Source organism: Aliisedimentitalea scapharcae (genome assembly GCF_045277565.1).
GTDB classification, from domain to species: domain Bacteria; phylum Pseudomonadota; class Alphaproteobacteria; order Rhodobacterales; family Rhodobacteraceae; genus Aliisedimentitalea; species Aliisedimentitalea scapharcae.
This window is the reverse complement of sequence record NZ_CP123586.1, coordinates 94,875-111,989: the sequence shown is the minus strand read 5'-3', so window position 1 is coordinate 111,989 and position 17,115 is coordinate 94,875. Positions and strand designations below refer to the sequence as shown.

The 17,115-nt window shown below is 57.6% G+C and carries 17 protein-coding genes; 10 read left to right on the top strand and 7 right to left on the bottom strand.

From position 1 onward, the window contains the following. Window positions 1-31: 31 nt before the first annotated feature. The 8 genes from QEZ52_RS22370 to QEZ52_RS22335 all read left to right on the top strand — a co-directional run bounded on the left by QEZ52_RS22370 (window position 32) and on the right by QEZ52_RS22335 (window position 9,954). A complete protein-coding gene (locus tag QEZ52_RS22370; RefSeq protein ID WP_343211568.1) occupies window positions 32-982 on the top strand; it encodes a glycine betaine ABC transporter substrate-binding protein in 951 nt (316 codons plus the stop codon). Window positions 983-1,056: 74 nt separating this feature from the next. After that, entirely contained in the window at window positions 1,057-2,106 is a 1,050-nt protein-coding gene (locus tag QEZ52_RS22365; RefSeq protein WP_343211567.1) for a glycine betaine/L-proline ABC transporter ATP-binding protein, read from the top strand. Then, window positions 2,103-3,665 (top strand): proline/glycine betaine ABC transporter permease, encoded by a 1,563-nt coding sequence (locus QEZ52_RS22360; protein ID WP_343211566.1) that lies wholly within the window; start codon window positions 2,103-2,105, stop codon window positions 3,663-3,665. The genes QEZ52_RS22365 and QEZ52_RS22360 overlap by 4 nt, the downstream gene beginning before the upstream one ends. Before the next feature lie 72 nt (window positions 3,666-3,737). Further along, complete coding sequence (locus tag QEZ52_RS22355; protein WP_343211565.1) at window positions 3,738-4,727, top strand: arginase family protein; 990 nt, start codon at window positions 3,738-3,740, stop codon at window positions 4,725-4,727. A gap of 38 nt (window positions 4,728-4,765) precedes the next feature. Further along, the gene (gene speB, locus QEZ52_RS22350) at window positions 4,766-5,692 is read left to right on the top strand and encodes an agmatinase (RefSeq protein ID WP_406651398.1); all 927 of its coding nucleotides are present in this window, start codon (window positions 4,766-4,768) and stop codon (window positions 5,690-5,692) included. Window positions 5,693-6,627: 935 nt separating this feature from the next. Beyond that, window positions 6,628-8,070 carry a glutamine synthetase family protein gene (locus QEZ52_RS22345; RefSeq protein ID WP_343211563.1) on the top strand — a complete coding sequence of 481 codons (1,443 nt, stop codon included), beginning with the start codon at window positions 6,628-6,630 and terminating at the stop codon, window positions 8,068-8,070. 116 nt (window positions 8,071-8,186) lie between these two features. Then, window positions 8,187-9,197, top strand: coding sequence for an alpha/beta fold hydrolase (locus QEZ52_RS22340; protein ID WP_343211562.1), 1,011 nt, complete (start codon window positions 8,187-8,189; stop codon window positions 9,195-9,197). A gap of 226 nt (window positions 9,198-9,423) precedes the next feature. Beyond that, window positions 9,424-9,954 (top strand): Lrp/AsnC family transcriptional regulator, encoded by a 531-nt coding sequence (locus QEZ52_RS22335; protein WP_343211561.1) that lies wholly within the window; start codon window positions 9,424-9,426, stop codon window positions 9,952-9,954. Between the two features lie 94 nt (window positions 9,955-10,048). Here QEZ52_RS22335 and QEZ52_RS22330 read toward each other — a convergent pair whose 3' ends face one another. The 3 genes from QEZ52_RS22330 to QEZ52_RS22320 all read right to left on the bottom strand — a co-directional run bounded on the left by QEZ52_RS22330 (window position 10,049) and on the right by QEZ52_RS22320 (window position 12,938). Continuing rightward, complete coding sequence (locus QEZ52_RS22330; protein WP_343211560.1) at window positions 10,049-10,852, bottom strand: ABC transporter ATP-binding protein; 804 nt, start codon at window positions 10,850-10,852, stop codon at window positions 10,049-10,051. Window positions 10,853-10,943: 91 nt separating this feature from the next. Beyond that, window positions 10,944-11,990 carry an ABC transporter substrate-binding protein gene (locus QEZ52_RS22325; RefSeq protein WP_343211559.1) on the bottom strand — a complete coding sequence of 349 codons (1,047 nt, stop codon included), beginning with the start codon at window positions 11,988-11,990 and terminating at the stop codon, window positions 10,944-10,946. 90 nt (window positions 11,991-12,080) lie between these two features. Then, window positions 12,081-12,938 carry an ABC transporter permease gene (locus tag QEZ52_RS22320; RefSeq protein WP_406651321.1) on the bottom strand — a complete coding sequence of 286 codons (858 nt, stop codon included), beginning with the start codon at window positions 12,936-12,938 and terminating at the stop codon, window positions 12,081-12,083. A 285-nt stretch (window positions 12,939-13,223) separates the two neighbouring features. Here QEZ52_RS22320 and QEZ52_RS22315 point away from each other — a divergent pair, with 285 nt between their 5' ends. Together QEZ52_RS22315 and QEZ52_RS22310 are read left to right on the top strand one after the other, a co-directional pair. Next, window positions 13,224-13,622: a hypothetical protein gene (locus tag QEZ52_RS22315; RefSeq protein ID WP_343211557.1), complete on the top strand. Its 399-nt coding sequence runs from the start codon at window positions 13,224-13,226 to the stop codon at window positions 13,620-13,622. A 16-nt stretch (window positions 13,623-13,638) separates the two neighbouring features. Next, a complete protein-coding gene (locus QEZ52_RS22310) occupies window positions 13,639-13,962 on the top strand; it encodes a 2Fe-2S iron-sulfur cluster-binding protein (protein ID WP_343211694.1) in 324 nt (107 codons plus the stop codon). A gap of 75 nt (window positions 13,963-14,037) precedes the next feature. Here QEZ52_RS22310 and QEZ52_RS22305 read toward each other — a convergent pair whose 3' ends face one another. From QEZ52_RS22305 to QEZ52_RS22290, 4 genes are all read right to left on the bottom strand, one after another. Further along, complete coding sequence (locus QEZ52_RS22305) at window positions 14,038-14,412, bottom strand: glyoxalase/bleomycin resistance/dioxygenase family protein (protein WP_343211556.1); 375 nt, start codon at window positions 14,410-14,412, stop codon at window positions 14,038-14,040. A 107-nt stretch (window positions 14,413-14,519) separates the two neighbouring features. After that, window positions 14,520-15,782 (bottom strand): Xaa-Pro peptidase family protein, encoded by a 1,263-nt coding sequence (locus tag QEZ52_RS22300; protein ID WP_343211555.1) that lies wholly within the window; start codon window positions 15,780-15,782, stop codon window positions 14,520-14,522. Between the two features lie 4 nt (window positions 15,783-15,786). Continuing rightward, window positions 15,787-16,098 (bottom strand): non-heme iron oxygenase ferredoxin subunit, encoded by a 312-nt coding sequence (locus QEZ52_RS22295; RefSeq protein ID WP_343211554.1) that lies wholly within the window; start codon window positions 16,096-16,098, stop codon window positions 15,787-15,789. Further along, a complete protein-coding gene (locus QEZ52_RS22290) occupies window positions 16,079-17,092 on the bottom strand; it encodes a fatty acid desaturase (protein WP_343211553.1) in 1,014 nt (337 codons plus the stop codon). Before QEZ52_RS22290 ends, QEZ52_RS22295 begins: the two co-directional genes overlap by 20 nt. Window positions 17,093-17,115 lie beyond the last annotated feature (23 nt).

Below are 17,115 nucleotides of genomic sequence, written 5' to 3'. Positions count from 1 at the left end.
AAACAAAGATCCAACAGCTTAGGAGAAAAAAATGAAAACCTGGAAAACACTGACGGTGGCGACCCTGGCGGCGTCTCTTGGTACTGCAACACTCGCCGCTGACGTTGTCATCGGCGTGCCCAACTGGGCTTCGGTCCGTGGTACCGCGCATATTCTGAAGGTGGCACTGGAAGATAACCTGGGGCTCGAAGTCGAGTTGCAGAATGGAACCAACCCGATCATTTTCGAAGCAATGGATTCCGGCGCGATGCATGTGCATCCCGAGGTCTGGTTGCCCAACCAGCAGAACCTGCATGACACCTTTGTCACGGACAAGGGTAGCGTCGCCCTGAACCCCAATGCGGTTCTGTCGGATCAGCAGATCTGTGTGACCAAGGACACGCAGGAACGGACAGGGATCTCGGCTCTCTCTGATTTGACGGATCCGGATATGGCGGCAAATTTCGACACCGATGGCGACGGCCGGGGCGAAATCTGGATTGGCGGTGCCGGTTGGGCATCGACCAATGTCGAAAAGATCCGCGCCAAATCCTACGGCTACGCCGAGACCATGAACCTGATGGAAATGGACGAAGCCCTGGCGTTGGCCCAGGTCGACAATGCCGTGGCGCAGGGCGAAAATATCGTGTTCTATTGCTACACGCCGCACCATATGTTTTCGCTTTACGATTTGGTGCCGTTGACCGAACCTGCTTATGATGCAGCGCAGTGGAAGATCAGCCAGCCCACGGATGACCCGAATTGGTTGGAGAACTCGACTGCACCAACCGCATGGGACGCAGCCAAGTTGCACGTGTTTTATTCGGCAACGCTGAATGACTCCCAACCCGAAGCGGCGGCCATGCTGTCCCAGGTCAAGCTGACCACGGAACAAGTCAATGTCATCGTATACGAACTGTCGGTCAATGGTATCGACCCGGCGGAATACGCGCGCAAGTGGGTCAATGAAAATGGCGACCTGGTTGATTCCTGGTTCAACTGAACCTCTTGGGGCAGCATTTGAGGCGGATGCTGCCCCCACCAACCGGAACCGATCGGCCAGACCGGGAGAAAACAATGACAGAAGATGTAATCACGCTAGACGGAGTCTGGAAGATATTCGGCACGAATGCTGATGCGGCTATGGCTGCTATCCGTGACCGTGGGCTGGGAAAACCCGAAGTGTTGAAGGAGTTCGGATGTGTCGTCGGCATTGCCGATGTGTCTTTTTCAGTGAAACGGGGAGAAATCTTTTGTGTGATGGGGCTGTCCGGGTCGGGCAAGTCCACCATGGTGCGCCACCTTAACCGGCTGATCGAACCCACCGCTGGCCAGATCAGCGTGATGGGTAACGACATGATGGCGTTGTCGGATGCAGGATTGCGCGACATGCGGGCCAATAATATCGGTATGGTGTTCCAGCATATGGCACTGCTGCCGCACCGCACTGTGCGTGACAACGTGGGATTTCCGCTTCAGGTGCGCGGAGAGCCCAAGTCGCGGCGTTGGGAAGTGTCGCAAAAATGTTTGGAGCGGGTGAATCTGACCGGTTATGAAGACCGGTTTCCCAACGAATTGTCAGGCGGAATGCAGCAGCGGGTCGGGTTGGCCCGGGCGCTTGCTTCGGACCCGGATGTGTTGCTGATGGACGAGCCGTTTTCTGCGCTTGATCCGCTGATCCGGCGGCAGTTGCAGGATCAGTTCATGGCGCTGTCGGCGGAGTTGCACAAGACCACCGTCTTTATCACCCACGATCTGGACGAAGCGATCCGTATCGGAAACCGTATAGCCATCATGAAAGATGGTCGTATCATACAGATCGGCACACCCGAAGAGATCGTAACCCAGCCAGCCGATGATTATGTGCGGGACTTTGTTGACGGAATATCCAAGCTGAAATTGGTTTTTGCCCATTCGATCATGGTGCCGATCAGCGAATACACTCCCACCCGGCCGGTGAATTTCGAAGAAAGTCCGCGAACCCATCACGGCACCGATCTGGACCATTTGATCGACATCGCGACCACCACTGAAAACGTAATTATCATTACCGGAGACGATGGGGCCGATATCGGCGTGGTCGATCGCGCCACGCTGCTCAAAGGTATTCAGGGAGGCAAGGCATGAAGGATTCATCCATGGAAACCGGGTCTCACGATGTTGCGAGCTTTGCCAAAGAGAACGCCGCCTACTATGAACGTGAATTCGCCCGCATCCAAGGCAAGACCGGTTTTTCCTGGTCGTGGAACTGGCCCGCGGCCGTTTTTGGCCCGATCTGGGGTGCCGCGCGCGGCGTTTGGGGATTTTTCTGGATCTTCCTGATGGTCGAACTGTTTGCCTTGGTGCAAATTGGGCGCGGATTGTGGGGGGAACTTGGAGCGGACCAACTGGCCCGTCACGAACGTCTGCTCGCCAATATTGCCAAACGCGAATCCCAGGCTGCAGATCTGGCAGCCGCAGGCGATGCCGCCGGCGCCGAGGCCAAGTTAAAGATTGCCAATAATCTGAAAGGTGCGGCGGACAAAGCGCTTCAGGCCGCCAACGATGCAGCCAGCGAAACTGTATTCATTCTGATTTCCGGGTTGGTGTTGCTCGCACTGGTCAAGCTGGCCGAAGGGTTTTATGCCAATTACGCCTATGAAGCGCAGTATTTGCGTTGGCGGGCCACGCAGAATGAACAAAGTGGGCTCAAACGGTCCGGCGTTGTCTTTGGCCTGATCGGGATTATGGCCATCTGGCCTCTGACCCTGATCCGGTTCACTGTCGCCAAACCTGACGACATGGTCGCCAACCTGACCGGAGGGATCTTGGGGGATCGAATTCCGATCACTGAATTTCCGGTAGGCAGGGAATATTTTGCCTATCTTTCAAAAAAAGGTGACGCGGGATTTGACTGGTTGGCCAATAATTTTGGCGATGTTTTTGACGGGGTGACCGCGGCCATTCGCTGGGTGCTGGATGGGCTGGAAGTCCTGTTGATCCAGACTCCCTGGCCGGTGGTGATGTTTGTCACCGTGGTGATGGCGCTGCGTCTGGCCGGGCCGCGTGTGGCGATCTTTACCGCTGCTTCGCTGGCTTATCTCGCCTTTATGGGCCTGTGGGAGCTGGCGATGATCACCGTGGCGCTAATCGGCGCAGGGGCCTTTTTGTGCGTGGTGATCGGTATCCCGTTGGGCATCTGGTTTGGCAAATCAAAACGCGCGTACGCGTTTGCCGAACCGGTGTTGGATTTCATGCAAACCATGCCCGCCTTTGTCTATCTGATCCCGATCATTGCCTTCTTTGGCACTGGTAAGCCACCCGGAGTCCTGGCCACGTTGGTCTTTGCCATGCCACCGGTGATCAGGCTGACCGCGTTGGGAATGCGTGGTGTGCCCGAAACAACCAAAGAGGCTGCTATCGCGTTTGGATGCTCAAAACGGCAACTGCTGTTCAATGTGGAACTGCCATTGGCGCTGCCGTCGATCATGACCGGCATCAATCAGACCATCCTGATGTCATTGTCTATGGTTGTGATTGCCTCGCTGATTGGTGCCGAAGGGCTGGGTGCTCTGATCCTGGAAGCCTTGCAATACGCTGCCAAAGGGCAGGGTCTGTTGGGCGGGCTCGCCATCCTGTTCTGCGCCATGGTCATCGATCGGATCGCCCAAGGCATGTACCGCCGCAAGGTCGGTGGCGGCAGCTAAGTAAACCTTCTCCCTCGCCCCGGCACGTTCTTTGGTGTCGGGGCCTTTTTTTCGTTACGACAAGAGGCTGACATGGCTGACGAACATCTGAAATCCATGATGGAAAACCTGTACTGGTGGGGCATTCCCACCATGTTCCGTTGCCCGAACGAAGGACCCGAGGGCAAGGACATCGCCTTGGTCGGGGTGCCTCATTCTACGGGCAATGGCACGACTGAACGTGACCAGCATCTGGGCCCCCGTGCGTTGCGAAATGTATCATCCGTTGCTCGCAGGGTGCACGGTGAATTTCAGCTGAACCCATGGGAAGCGGCCAATATCGTCGATGTAGGGGACGTGCCATTCCCCCGCGCCAATGACAACGAAGACTGCATCGAGCAAATCACCCGCTTCTATACCGAAATTGACGCCGCCGGTGCACGTCCGATTTCGGTAGGCGGGGATCATTCGATCACTGGGGGCATCGTACAGGCCATCGGCTGTGGCCAGATCACCAACGGTGAGCCGGTTTGTTTCCTGCATTTCGACGCCCATACGGATGTGTTCACCAAAGTGGATCATTTTCTGGGTGCGCGGAAATCGGCGGCCCATTGGGGGGCCTATCTGGCCGATCAGGGCAAGGTCGACCCGACCCATTCGATGCAGATCGGCCTGCGGGGCCATGCCCGTACTTTGGACTGGCTGCAGCCGTCCTATGACTATGGTTATAATGTGGTGACCATGAAGGATTTTCGCAAACGCGGCGTCGAAAATGTGGTAGCCCAGATTCAACAGGTCATGGCGGGCCGCCCGATCTATATCACCTTTGACCTCGACTGTCTTGATCCGACAATTGCCCCGGGTGTGTCCAACTTGGAGCCAGGCGAAAAAGGGTTCGACATTGACGAAGCTGTTGCCCTGTTGCGTGCAGTGCGTGGAATGAACATCGTGGGCGGCGATATCGTCTGTATGATGCCGACCAAGGACAGCCCGAACCAGATCACCGCGCTGACCGCTTCGGCGATCATGTTCGAGATGATTTCGATGGTGGCAGAAAACGTGGCGCAGGAGGCCCAGACGTGAGTGATCAGATCAATGAATTTTTCCAACCTGTTTCAGCCATGGATCTGCCGCGGTTCGCCGGTGTGCCCACCTTCATGCGCCTGCCCAACCTGACACCGGACCATCCCCGGTACGGCGAAGTTCAGATGGGATTGATCGGCGTGCCGTGGGATGGCGGAACCACCAACCGACCGGGTGCGCGTCATGGACCCCGCCAGTTAAGAGACTATTCGACGATGATCCGGGCGATGAACCCGGCCACAGGCGTCAACCCTTTTGCCAGCGTCAATTGCGCGGACTTGGGCGATGTCCCCCCCAACCCGGTGGACATTCTGGACAGCTTGGACCGAGTCACTCGGTTCTATCGTGATCTCAAATCCCAAGGCATCACGCCGATGACCGCAGGTGGGGATCACCTGATCACCTTGCCTATCCTGCGCGCAATGGCCAGCGAGGCCCCGGTCGGCCTGATTCAGTTCGACAGCCACACAGATCTGTTCGACAGCTACTTTGGTGGCAACAAATTCACCCACGGCACCCCTTTCCGTCGGGCCATCGAAGAAGGGTTTGTTGATCCGCAGCGGTTTGTTCAAGTTGGCATTCGCGGCACGGCTTACAATACCGAAGACATCGATTGGGGGATCGAACAGGGAGTGCGCATCATCCGGATCGAAGAACTGTTTGACCGCGGCATCCCCCATGTCATGGCCGAGGTTCGCGAGATTGTGGGCGATCAACCAACCTATTGCACCTATGATATCGACTTTGTTGACCCGACCTTTGCTCCGGGTACTGGCACCCCTGAAATTGGTGGGCCCAACAGTTTTCAGGCCCAGCAGGTGATCCGCGAATTGGCTGGTGTGAACCTCATCGGTGCCGATCTCGTCGAAGTTGCCCCCCCCTTTGACGCCGCGGGCAACACTGCCTGGCTGGGCATTTCGCTGATGTTCGAATTGATGTGTGTGCTGTCACAGGCGATGAAGTAACACGCCCAAATTGGTCTGGCACGGGGCTCTCTGTGCTAGACAAACGGATTGGCCTAAAGGCCCCCGTCCAGCCCGGACCCCAAAAGGGTGCCCCAAAAACCTCGGCTGATCAGGCACTGGCTGACCTGATCCGGCAAAAAGTGAAAAACCGGCTCAATCGACAGAACAGGTGTATGGGCCGCCACGAGAAATCCCGCAAGGGCCTCTTGGGCACCTGATCACATCCGGCGGTACAGCCTTGGCCCTGACGGGCAAAACGCATGGCATTGGCTGCCTGCTGAGCCGTCTTCTGGAACCGACCATCCGTGATGGCGTCCGGCAACACGATAGTCGGAGGCTTGCAGGATACTCTGGCAAAACCGGGGCTGCCTACAAATGATCCGCATCCCGCACGATCAAAACCTTTCTGCAGCTTCCGACCGCAACGCGCAGTCTGATGCATTCTTCCTGCGGGCGGATTGCGCCGCTGAGAGAGCCGGCTGAAAGACAGTCCTCCGATTTCTCCAAGCCCATATCAGACAAATTGGCAATTCTGCTCCGGGCCCCTCCACGTCCGGTGTCCGGGGGGGTGGCCTGTGAATGCGGCGGCGAATCATAGCGCTGCGGATTCGTTCAAAAAGCGGTTTCAGGCTATCGGAATCGCAAAGACCGAGCGGCTTGATTTGCTGTATCATCAACTTAAATAGCGATTAACCTATGTATCCAGCACAAAAACATGATGATTTCGCAAAAAACTGCTGGACAGATTTTGTTTTTCGCAGTTGAGTAAAGGTGAGAGCGACAATCGACGGTTCCGGTCTTGAACGCGGTTCACCCCTGGAAATCGGACGTGTCGTGAGAGTTTTCGTCGCCGAATGGCGCTGTCTGAACAGCAGGCACGTGGTTGACGGAATGAACAAGCAAAGGCGGCAGCGCCGAACAGGAGGTATTCCAGAATGTTGAAGTCGAATCCGGCATCGCAGATCTATTACAAACGTTTCGAGGACGCGGTTGAACGCAATCGCCCCCGCATTTCCGAAGTCAAAGCGTACCTGGAAGAAGCCGGCGTGAAATACGTCATGGCGGCCTGGATCGATCTGCACGGCATTCCCAAGACCAAACCGGTACCGATGAGCGATTTTGAACAGCTCTGCCTGGGCAAGGGACCGCAGTTTGCGGTGCACTCGATCTCATTCGTGCCCGAGCTGAGCCCGGCCGACAGCGACCAGGTCGTGGTTCCGGATTTGGACGCGGTCTATATCTGCCCCTGGGACACCTCGTTGGCGATCATCTTCTCGGATCTCTATTGGGAAGATGCACCGTATAATGTCTGTTCGCGTCAGGCGCTGAAGCGTGCGATGCATGAAGCTGCGGAAGACGGATACACCGGTTATGCGGGTGTCGAGCCTGAATTTATCGTCATGAAATATGACGAAAATGGCTTGCCGGTCAAAGCGTTTGACGATGATCTGGGCAAAGCCATCTCGCCGCGGCGTCAGGCATTTGGCTATGACGTGGAATATTCGATCGACTCGATGCCCTTTCTCAAGGACATGATCGACATCATCGAAGGCATGGGCTGGAACCTGCATGACGTGGTGGCCGAAGGGGCCTATTCCCAGTTTGAACTGGATTTCCACTATACCAACATGCTGGAAATGTCCGACCGTCTGGCGTTCCTGCGGATCGTGCTGAAAGAAGTCGCCAAGAAACACGGTATGTTCGTGACCTTTATGCCCAAGCCCACTGTCGGCGACTGGCGGTCGGGCGCACATATCAACATGTCGATGCACCACGAAAGCCGCCCGGGTGAAAACATCTTCGAAACCCCCGATGGCAGCGATTGGTCGGATGAAAGCCGCTGGGCCGTGGGTGGCCTGATGCAGCATGCCGAGGCGATCACCGCGATCACCTGTCCGACTGTGAACTCCTATAACGGCCTGGTGCCGCGTGTGGGTGGGTTCGAAGGCGGCACTGTAACCTGGGCGCCGACCAACATTACCTATGGCTTTAACAACCGCTCGGCCCAGTTCCGGTTGCCGCAAAGCCGTCACTGCATCGAAAACCGCGCCTGCGATATGACCATGAACGTCTATCTGGCGATGGCGATGCATCTGACCTGTGCGGTGCAGGGGATCAAAAACAAGGTCGACCCGGGCAAGCCCACCGACTTTGATCTCTACGCCAAAACCGAAGCTGAGCTGGAAGAGCTGGGCATCCGCCGTCTGCCGCGCACATTGTATGCCGCGATCGAAGCCCTGCGCCACGACGACATGGCCAAACATGTCATGGGTCCAGTGATGCGCCATTCGTTCCTTGAGTACAAGAATGACGAATGGGAACGTTATCACCAGTCGGTTACCGATTGGGAAGTGCAGGAATATCTGCGGCTGTACTGATCCGATCAAAGATCCCTGGCAACGCGGACATCGCTCTCCCGTCCGCCTTGTTCCACCTGGGCAAACATCGTCAACAAGGGCGTTGTTTGCCTACTTTTATCCTCGAAAGGCCAGCTATGTCCCGCGATTATGAAATCTTTGAGCTTGGCGATCATCCGCTCCTTGGTGGTGGCGTGCTCAAAGGGGCGCAGCTGGCTTATAAAACCTACGGCACCTTGTCTCCTGCGGGTGACAATGTCGTTGTCATGCCGACCTTTTACACCGGCAGCCATGACCGCAACGAAGGATTTTTTGGCCCCGGCCGGGCGCTGGATCCAGCGCGCCATTTCATCGTTTCGGTCAATCTGTTCGGCAACGGTGTGTCTTCGTCGCCCAGCAACACCACAGGCGATCAAGCGGGGGGGAATTTTCCCCACATCACATTGCACGACAATATTGCCGCGCAGCACCGGTTGCTGACCGAACGAATGGGCGTGACGCAGATCGCGCTGGTTACCGGCTGGTCGATGGCCGGGTGCCAGTCCTATCAATGGGCGGTGCAATACCCTGATATGGTGCGCGCGATCCTGCCGTTTTGCGCCTCGGCGCGCACCTCGCCGCATAATTTCGTTTTCCTCGAAGGGGTCAAAGCCGCGCTGTGCGCTGATCCTGTGTGGAACGGTGGGCATTATGACACCCAACCGATTGAGGGGTTGAAAGCCTTTGGCCGGGTCTATGCGGGTTGGGCGTTTTCACAGGCGTTTTATCGCGATGGGCTGTATCAACAGTTGGGATATGACAATCCGGCCGCGCTGATGGACGACTGGGCCACTGATCACGCGGAAAACTGGGATGCCAACAATCTGCTGTGCAAGCTGGCGACCTGGCAGGCGGGCGATGTCAGCGCCGGACCAGTGTTCAACGGGGACTTCAAGACAGCTCTGGGGTCGATCACGGCCCGCACGATCCTGATGCCCTGTACCCGTGATCTTTACTTCCCGCCTGAAGATAACGAGATCGAGGCCGCGTTGATCCCTGGCGCGATCTTCCGGCCGTATGCGTCCGATTTTGGCCATTGCGCCGCCAACCCTGGCAATGACGCCGGATTCACCGCGCAGCTTGATGCCAACATTCAGGAGCTTCTATAGCGTTAATCCCGTTTGAAAAACGCTGGAGTACGGGATCATCTGCCGATACCGAAGACAAATGCGGCATCTTGGTAACGAATTCGCAGAAAATCGTGTTCCACAGGCCGCAGTGGCCCCTTTTCAATCGGGATACGTTTGCCAATCGCCTGTCCGCCACCTTATGTTTGATCGCAAAGAAGGGCCGCAGACAGCCTGCGCGCCAGTTTGAGGTGAACAGGGGCGCATTTTGAATTCCACGATACGACGCAACGATCCGGACAAACCCACGCGCCAGCGTGGCACCCATTCCGTCGAAGAGCGCCTGAACAGCGAAATCGTTAAAATGCTGGAACAGGACGGGCGCATGGCGTTTTCTGAAATCGCCCAGAAGCTCAAAGTCTCCGAAGGCACCATTCGTAACCGTGTCAACGGTATGAAAGAGGCCGGGATGCTGCGCATTGTCGCCATCGCCGATCCGCGCGCCACCGAATACAAGGCTGACGCCATGGTCTGCGTCAAGGTTGCCCCGGGTGTGACGCCCAAGGCGGTGGCTGACCGGCTAAGCAAAGTGTCGAGCGTTGTTTACATTTTGTGGGTGACCGGGCGGTTTGACCTGCTGATCGAAATCGTCTGTGATGAGCCAGACAATATGGCCTCGTTCCTCGAAGATCACATCCACAGTGTTGAGGACATTGTCGACGCCGAAGTGATGCTGGGCCTGAAGAACTTTAAGAACCAGTTCCTGCTGAAGCGGGACTGGGAACAGCAGCAGGGCTGAAGCCTGCTGCTGAGGGGTCATGCGAGTCCGGCTAGCAGGTTGATTGCCAGGCATGTCGCCTGGCGTGATGAGGGGAGGATCCCGACCCTCAGGATCAGTAATCGTCCTTGCTCTTTCCGGCCTCGGCCCGCATCAGCGCGGTGATTTCGCGTTCGCATTCGAGATAGCCGGGCAGGGCGATCAGATCTTCCTTGCTTTTCAGCTCTTTGCCCTTTTTGAAGTCCAGTTCGAGAATGGTTTTCAGCCGTCCGGGGTTCGCTGACAGAAACACGATCTTGTCGGCAAGAAAGATCGCCTCCTGAATGTCGTGTGTGACCAGCAGAATCGTGGTGTGGGTCGTTTCGACGATCTCGAGCAGCATTTCCTGCATGTGCCAGCGGGTTTCTGCATCCAGCGCGCCAAAGGGTTCGTCCATCAGCAAGATATCGGGTTCATTGGCCAAGGTGCGTGCGATGGCAACGCGCTGCTTCATGCCGCCCGACAGCGTTTTGGGATAGGCGTCGCGAAACCGGGTCAGATGCACCAGATCGATGAACTTTTCGGCCCGTTCGCGGCGTTCCGCCTTGGGTACGCCATTCAGCTTCATCCCGTATTCGACGTTTTCGAACACCGTCAGCCAGGGAAATGAGGTGTAGCTTTGGAACACCATGCCGCGTTCGCGTGCCGGGCCATGGATGCGTTTGCCTTCGAGACTGACGCCACCGCCCGAGGGATCTTCGAGCCCGGCCACAATGTTTAGCAGGGTGGATTTTCCGCAACCTGACGGACCCAGAAGAATGCACAGCTCGTTCCGGGCGACCGAGAATGAGACCTCGCGCAGCGCCTCGACAGTGTTGGTCTTTTTCCCAAAGGTTTTTGAAACATTGGTTGCGGTCAGGATGACATCGTCCAGAGGCATGGCAGGCCCTTTGCGTCGTAAGGAGAGGGGGGTGAGGCCGGGCAGACAGGGATTCCGCCCGACCCCGGTGAGGTCAATTCAAAAGAGCTGATCAGCCGCGATAGCCAGCGTCATAAAGCTCGCGGTGCAGGTCGCATTCGATACCTTTGTCCGGGGCTTGAACTGATTTGATCAGTTTGAATTTGACCCACCATTCGCTGACCAGGTTCCAATGGTCGTTGATCTGACCATTGGTTTGCTCAAAGGGCGGATTGCCAGGGGCCGAGCCGCAGAATTGCGCAGCTTCGACAAAGTCGTAGACATAGAGCCCGCCATCGGTGCGCGACCCATCCTTGCCCAGCACCAGTTCCACGTCGGCGACGCTCATCTTCATGCCGTCGGCGATGATCTGGTTGCCCTCGGTTGGGTTGTCCTGCCACCAGGAGATCGCGTCATACATTGCCTTGAGCGTCTTGCGCGCGGTGTCGCGGCGTTCGGTCACAAAGGTTTCGGTCATGTAGTGCCCGTCGGCGACCACGCCCTGTTGCAGCCAATAAGGTTCCTTGGACTGGGCCAGCACGCTGGAGCCATCCAGCGCCTTGAGCGTATTGGCACCGTAGGGTTCCCAGAATTCGGACGCGGCTACGCCACCGCCGATCATCGCGGCGAATGCGTCATCGGCGATGATGTTGCGATAGGTGACGGAATCATAGGCTAGCCCGTTCTGCTCCAACCACATGGCGACAAAGATCTGCGACAGTCCCCCTTCCAGAACCGCGACTTCCTTGCCGACCAGATCCTGGGCGCTGTTGATGCCTGGGCCGGCGACGATCTTGTCCGTGCCATAGGAGAGGTTTCCGAATGCCACCAGTTTGATCGGCAGGCCGCTTTCGACGCCAACAGGGGTGAATTCCGCGGTCGAGCTGACCACATCCATCTGCCCGGCTGCAACCAGGTTGAAGCTTTCATAGGGGTCTTCGATGGTCTGGTATTGCAGGTCCAGATCCGGGGCCAGGCCCTTTTCGATCGCAATGTGCCAAAAGCCGTAGCCGGGCCAAGTGAAGCCTGAGATCTTGACCTTTTCGGCTGCCGTGGCGAACGTTGGTGCACAGGCAAGCAACAGGGCTGCCGTCGTGTTGCGCAATTGGGTCCGGTTCATGTTTGTCTCCTTTTCCTGTTGGGAAAGCCCATAGGTTTCGACCTGTGCGGTTTGTCCGCTTGATGGGCGTGTTGGGTCATGTCTTTGGGGTCAGCTACGGCCCTCCAGATAGGGGAATGCAAAGCGGTACACCTGGCGCAGCAGGAAATCGAAGAACAGGCCAAGCACACCGATCACCAGGATCCCGGCCATGATTTCGTCCACATGCAGGAACCGTTTGGCGCGCATCATCACGGCGCCGATACCCGCATCTGCGGCGGTGATTTCGGCAATCACCAGATAGGTCCAGCTGACCGCCAGCATCTGACGCATGGCAATCGTGATATTGGGCAGCGAGGCGGGCACCACCACGGTGCGCAGCACCTGCCAGCGGCTGCCGCCTAAGGTCACCGAGGTCCGGATCAAATCCGCAGGCACGGCCTTGACGTGATCCGAGATCAGCGTGATCAGGAACCAGATCACCCCGATAAACAGCAGCGCCAGTTTCTGGGTGTCGCCGGCACCGAACCACATCAGCAACAGCGGGATGAACGACGGGGCAGGCAGATAGCGCCAAGCGGACACAAAGGGGCTGAAGAAGGCTTCGACTGTGCGAAAGGTGCCCATCAGGATGCCCAGCGGGATGGCGACGGCACAGGCCAGCCCAAAACTGAACATGACACGCCAGACGCTGATCAAAACATCGTTGAAAAACCCGTTTTCAGCGAACATGGTATAGAGTGCGTCCAGCACCTTGACCGGGCCAGGCAGCAGAATTTCGTTGGTCCATTGCTGCCAGACCGCGTATTCCCAAAAGCCAAAGAAACAAATCCAGACGGCGATGCCGAGGATCACGCTCCAGCTGGCGGGGATATCCTTCTTGAATTCGAAGAACCGTTGCCGTGGCACTGGAGTATTCGGTTTCGGCATTCCTGCCGAAGAAGTTGAATTGCTGACTGTTCCGGTCACAAGGTCCCTCCTGTTGGGGCCGCTCTCCCGATCTGGGGCATGATGGGCAGCGTGGCTTGCGAATTACGAATCAAGGTATGCTGAATCAGTAATATTGCAACCTTTATTTTGCCTAATACGCAATTCAGCCCTCTCTAATATGAATTTATTGTTTGATTTTCGGTCAGTTTTCGGCTGAACCAGTAGGCTAAGGGTCAGGTGTCTGCGAATCTCTCAAGCTGAGCAGCCCCAGCGCAGTTTGGCGTAGCCCGCGGTTTTGCAATTTCGCTAAGGTGGTTTTAAAAAATGCAGCAAAGAGAATGGCTTGACCTCTATCTGGAAGGCTGGCGCACAGGGGACGCGGACCTGAGCCTGTCGGCGACCGCCCCTGCGTTCTTCTACGATGACCCGGACACAGGACGAATCAGGCGCGACGGTTTTCGTCGGTTCTTTGAGAAATTCCGCGCAGCAGGTGCTGAAATGGCGGGCGGCAAGGTGCCCGTGCCGTTCTTGCAGTATTCGGATCTGACGGTTGTGGATACGAATCCCGCAGTCGCCCCTGCGATTGCTTGGTGCTGGTGGCGCGTCACCGGAACCGAATTTCGCGGTGCCGCCTGTATCCGCTTTGACCAGACCGGCGTGCTGAACGAACGCATCGCCTATTTCACCGACAATCCCAATGAAACCGCCATACCGGCTGAATGAGAAAGGACTGACATTGATGGCTCAGATCACCTATGTCGAACATGACGGCACCAAGCATGTTGTTGAAGTGGCCGCCGGCCTGACCGTGATGGAAGGTGCGCGTGACCACAATCTACCCGGGATCGAGGCCGATTGTGGTGGGGCCTGCGCCTGTTCCACCTGCCATGTTTATGTGGACCCGGATTGGGCCGCCAGGATCCCGGGCATGGACGACATGGAACGGGACATGCTGGATTTTGCCTGGGAACCGGATCCGGTTCGGTCGCGTCTGACCTGTCAGATCAAAGTGACTGACGACCTGAATGGTCTGGTGGTGCATCTGCCGGAAAAGCAGATCTGACCCTGTTCATGCCGGTTACGGCAGCAATGCTGCAACCGGCATGAACCGTCTTACCATAGTGCCGGACCGACGGGCTTAGGAAGCGCTCTGCTCCAGTTCCAGAATATTGCCTTCGGGGTCGCGCATGTAGATGGCCAGAAAGGGGGCCGTGTCTGAGCCGAGGTTTGTGATGTCACCCTGCCACTCCCCGCCGTGCCCGATGATCTGCACGCAGGTCTGGTGGATGTCGGGCACGGCAAAAGACAGATGCCCCCAGCCCGGTTCATTGACCCGGGGCCGGGTACGCGGCGCTGTTTCGCTGTATTCCAGCAACTCAAGGAACGAATCGGACCCGGGCAGGGAGAGCCAGGCAGAACGGATTTTCACGCCGTGCAGCCCGTTGCCCTTGCTGAACGCTGCGCCGCTCAGAACGGTGAGGGGGCGGCGGATCTCACATCCGAAGACCTCCATATAAAATCAGGTCAACCGGTCGATGTCCCGGACAGTCAGGCTGACGTGTTTCAGTTTCATTTCTCTTACGCTTTCCCGGGGACGTGATGTGGGAGAGGCTAGCGGGTTCAGACCTCATGGCCCAGCAGGTTGTCCTCGAACGGGAATTTCGACAGGAGTTCACAGCCGTCTTCGGTGATCAGCACCTGTTCCTCCAGCTTGACGCCCTCGGCGCCGCCGATCTCGCCCACGTAGCTTTCGACGCACATGGCCATGCCAGGTTGCAGTTCGCCGTCATAAATCAGGGCCTCGTCCTGGGGGTAGTAGATGCAGGGCCATTCGTCGGACATGCCGACGCCATGGGCCATTACCGCATAATGCTGGTCGCGGAATTGTTCGGGCTGTCTGAAGCCCTTTTCCGTCACCTCGCGGAACGATATGCCGGGCTTCATGAGTTCCAGATTGTGCTGAATCTCCTCATACGCCCGCCCGTAGAGTTCGCGCTGGTAATCGGTCGGACGGCCCGAGCCGCAGTAATAGGTGCGCGAGACATCCGCCGAATAGCCGAACGGGCCGACCATATCGGTGTCAAACGCCACCAGTTCGCCGGGGCGAATGATCCGGCCCGACGCCTCCTGTAGCCAGGGGTTTGTGCGATCTCCGGCGGCGAGCAGGCGGCCTTCGATCCAGTCGCCCCCGGCCTCCACATTGGCCTTCCACAGGTGTGACCACAGTTCGATCTCGGTCATGCCGGGGCGCAGTTCTTCGCGCATTCGCCACATGCCGTCTTCGGCCACGGCGATGGCGTAGTTCATGCACAGGATTTCTTCGACCGATTTGATGGCGCGGGCGGGTTCAATGACCTTGTGGGCGTGGACGACTTCCAGCCCCTTGTTCGCGAACAGTGCCGCCACCTGCGGCACCGGGCTTTCCACGCCCAGCCGTTTGCTGCCGCCGCCATGGCGCTGCATCAGCGCTGCGATCTGGTTGACCCAGCGGTCGATCATCTCGTCCATGCGCTGACCCGCGAACATGTAGGAGATCTGGATCGCCTCGTCGCCCAGTTCGTCGATGGTCTCCAGCCCTTGGGCAATCTGCTTGCCGGTTTCACCGTCGAAATAGACCGTCGGCCCCTCGGCGGGGACAAACAGATAGCTCAGCGGAATATGGCTTTGCATAATGCCCGCGTCGCGCATGCCGGTGGCGTAGCGGATCGAAAAGACCGAGGTCAGCACGCAGCCGCCCACGTCTTGGCGTTTCATCTCATCGCGCAGGCGGTTCAGGCGGTACGCCCGCATCTTCGCCAGGTCGATCATTTCCAGCGTGTCGGTCATCTCGACCACCGGCGTGGTGCGGGCGGCCTGAGTCAGGGTCATGTCGGCAAAGCGCATTCGCTTAGACCTTTACCCAGACGCGGTCATCTTCGATCTTGAGATCATAGGTCACCAGGTTTTCCACCGCAGGTGCGCTGAGCGCACGGCCTGTTCGCACGCAGAACCGGCCCTGATGCAACGGGCATTCGATCACCCCGTCCATTACCAGCCCGCCGTCGAGCGATTCATCCTCATGCGTGCACATGCCGGCGGTGGCAAAGAACCCTTCGGGCGTATTGTAGATAGCGACAACATTGTCCGCGAGTTTCATCGTGATCAGGTCTTCGTCGTCCACATCATCGGTGGCGCAGGCGTCATGCCATTGAGCGGTCATTTTCGGCTCCTGTCAGGTCGTCGGAAAAGGCTTGGCGGATCTTGGCTGACCGGTCGTTGCGGCCCAGCGAGCGGCGAATGGTGACTTTCAGAACTTCCCAATGGGTGCTGAGAAAGCCGGGATCGGGGGCGGGCAGCTGGTCGCCCAGTTTGTCGCTGAGGTCGGGCAGGGCATGGAACGGCACCGTGGGAAAGAGGTGATGTTCGATGTGGTGGTTCATGTTGAAATAGAGAAACTGAAAGAACCAATTGGTGCGGAAACTGCGCGTGGACTGCACGATATTGGGCTGGTTTTCCGCCATTTCGACATGTTGCATCAGGATAAAGGCGTTCATGATCGGGCCGCCCAGCACACGGGGGAGGACGATCAGATACACCGGCCACATCCAGCCTGCATAGATGCTGACCACTGCCAGCCCGACATAGATTGCCACGCAAATCTGGGTGTTGCGCTGCATCCGGGGCAATTCGCTGACCGGCGTCACCCGTTTGACGTTGTCTGAAAATATCCCCAGCGAATGCAGCACGAACATCTTGGTCTGATGCCAGTAGAGACCCAGGCCCAGGATCTCCTCTACCCAGCCCGCAAAGGTCAGCGGGATCGGGGCATAGGGCATCTGGTTGTCTTCGCCTTCGATCCAGGTGTGGGTGTGGTGGCTGGCGTGGGAGTAGCGGCGGTGCAGGGGTTCCTCGTAATAAAGCAGCGAGGTGATCCAGAACACCGCCTCGTTCAGCCAGCGGGTGCGAAAGGCGGTGCCGTGGGCGCATTCATGGGACAGCGCATAGGCCGACACAGCGAAACATCCCGAATAGAGCAGGATGGCGGGAACAAACCCCCAGCTCCCGACGCTGAGCAGGACCGGAATGCCGGTTACCACCAGCAGCGCGACCCAGGAAATCAGATATATCAGCCCGGGCCGGTCGCTGCGCCGCATCAGCGCCTTGAGCTGTTTTTTGTCCATTTTGATGTTGGACGTTATTGCGTTCGTGATCATATCGCGTCCTCCAACCCGGGGCC

What these genes read in the sequence shown, in the direction of transcription:
- QEZ52_RS22310 (WP_343211694.1), top strand. Translation starts at nt 13,639, where the DNA reads ATGGCTCAGATCACCTATGTCGAACATGACGGCACCAAGCATGTTGTT.
- QEZ52_RS22300 (WP_343211555.1), bottom strand. Translation starts at nt 15,782, where the DNA reads ATGCGCTTTGCCGACATGACCCTGACTCAGGCCGCCCGCACCACGCCG.
- QEZ52_RS22360 (WP_343211566.1), top strand. Translation starts at nt 2,103, where the DNA reads ATGAAGGATTCATCCATGGAAACCGGGTCTCACGATGTTGCGAGCTTT.
- QEZ52_RS22365 (WP_343211567.1), top strand. Translation starts at nt 1,057, where the DNA reads ATGACAGAAGATGTAATCACGCTAGACGGAGTCTGGAAGATATTCGGC.
- QEZ52_RS22355 (WP_343211565.1), top strand. Translation starts at nt 3,738, where the DNA reads ATGGCTGACGAACATCTGAAATCCATGATGGAAAACCTGTACTGGTGG.
- QEZ52_RS22325 (WP_343211559.1), bottom strand. Translation starts at nt 11,990, where the DNA reads ATGAACCGGACCCAATTGCGCAACACGACGGCAGCCCTGTTGCTTGCC.
- QEZ52_RS22315 (WP_343211557.1), top strand. Translation starts at nt 13,224, where the DNA reads ATGCAGCAAAGAGAATGGCTTGACCTCTATCTGGAAGGCTGGCGCACA.
- QEZ52_RS22345 (WP_343211563.1), top strand. Translation starts at nt 6,628, where the DNA reads ATGTTGAAGTCGAATCCGGCATCGCAGATCTATTACAAACGTTTCGAG.
- QEZ52_RS22330 (WP_343211560.1), bottom strand. Translation starts at nt 10,852, where the DNA reads ATGCCTCTGGACGATGTCATCCTGACCGCAACCAATGTTTCAAAAACC.
- speB (WP_406651398.1), top strand. Translation starts at nt 4,766, where the DNA reads ATGGATCTGCCGCGGTTCGCCGGTGTGCCCACCTTCATGCGCCTGCCC.
- QEZ52_RS22370 (WP_343211568.1), top strand. Translation starts at nt 32, where the DNA reads ATGAAAACCTGGAAAACACTGACGGTGGCGACCCTGGCGGCGTCTCTT.
- QEZ52_RS22305 (WP_343211556.1), bottom strand. Translation starts at nt 14,412, where the DNA reads ATGGAGGTCTTCGGATGTGAGATCCGCCGCCCCCTCACCGTTCTGAGC.
- QEZ52_RS22290 (WP_343211553.1), bottom strand. Translation starts at nt 17,092, where the DNA reads ATGATCACGAACGCAATAACGTCCAACATCAAAATGGACAAAAAACAG.
- QEZ52_RS22340 (WP_343211562.1), top strand. Translation starts at nt 8,187, where the DNA reads ATGTCCCGCGATTATGAAATCTTTGAGCTTGGCGATCATCCGCTCCTT.
- QEZ52_RS22295 (WP_343211554.1), bottom strand. Translation starts at nt 16,098, where the DNA reads ATGACCGCTCAATGGCATGACGCCTGCGCCACCGATGATGTGGACGAC.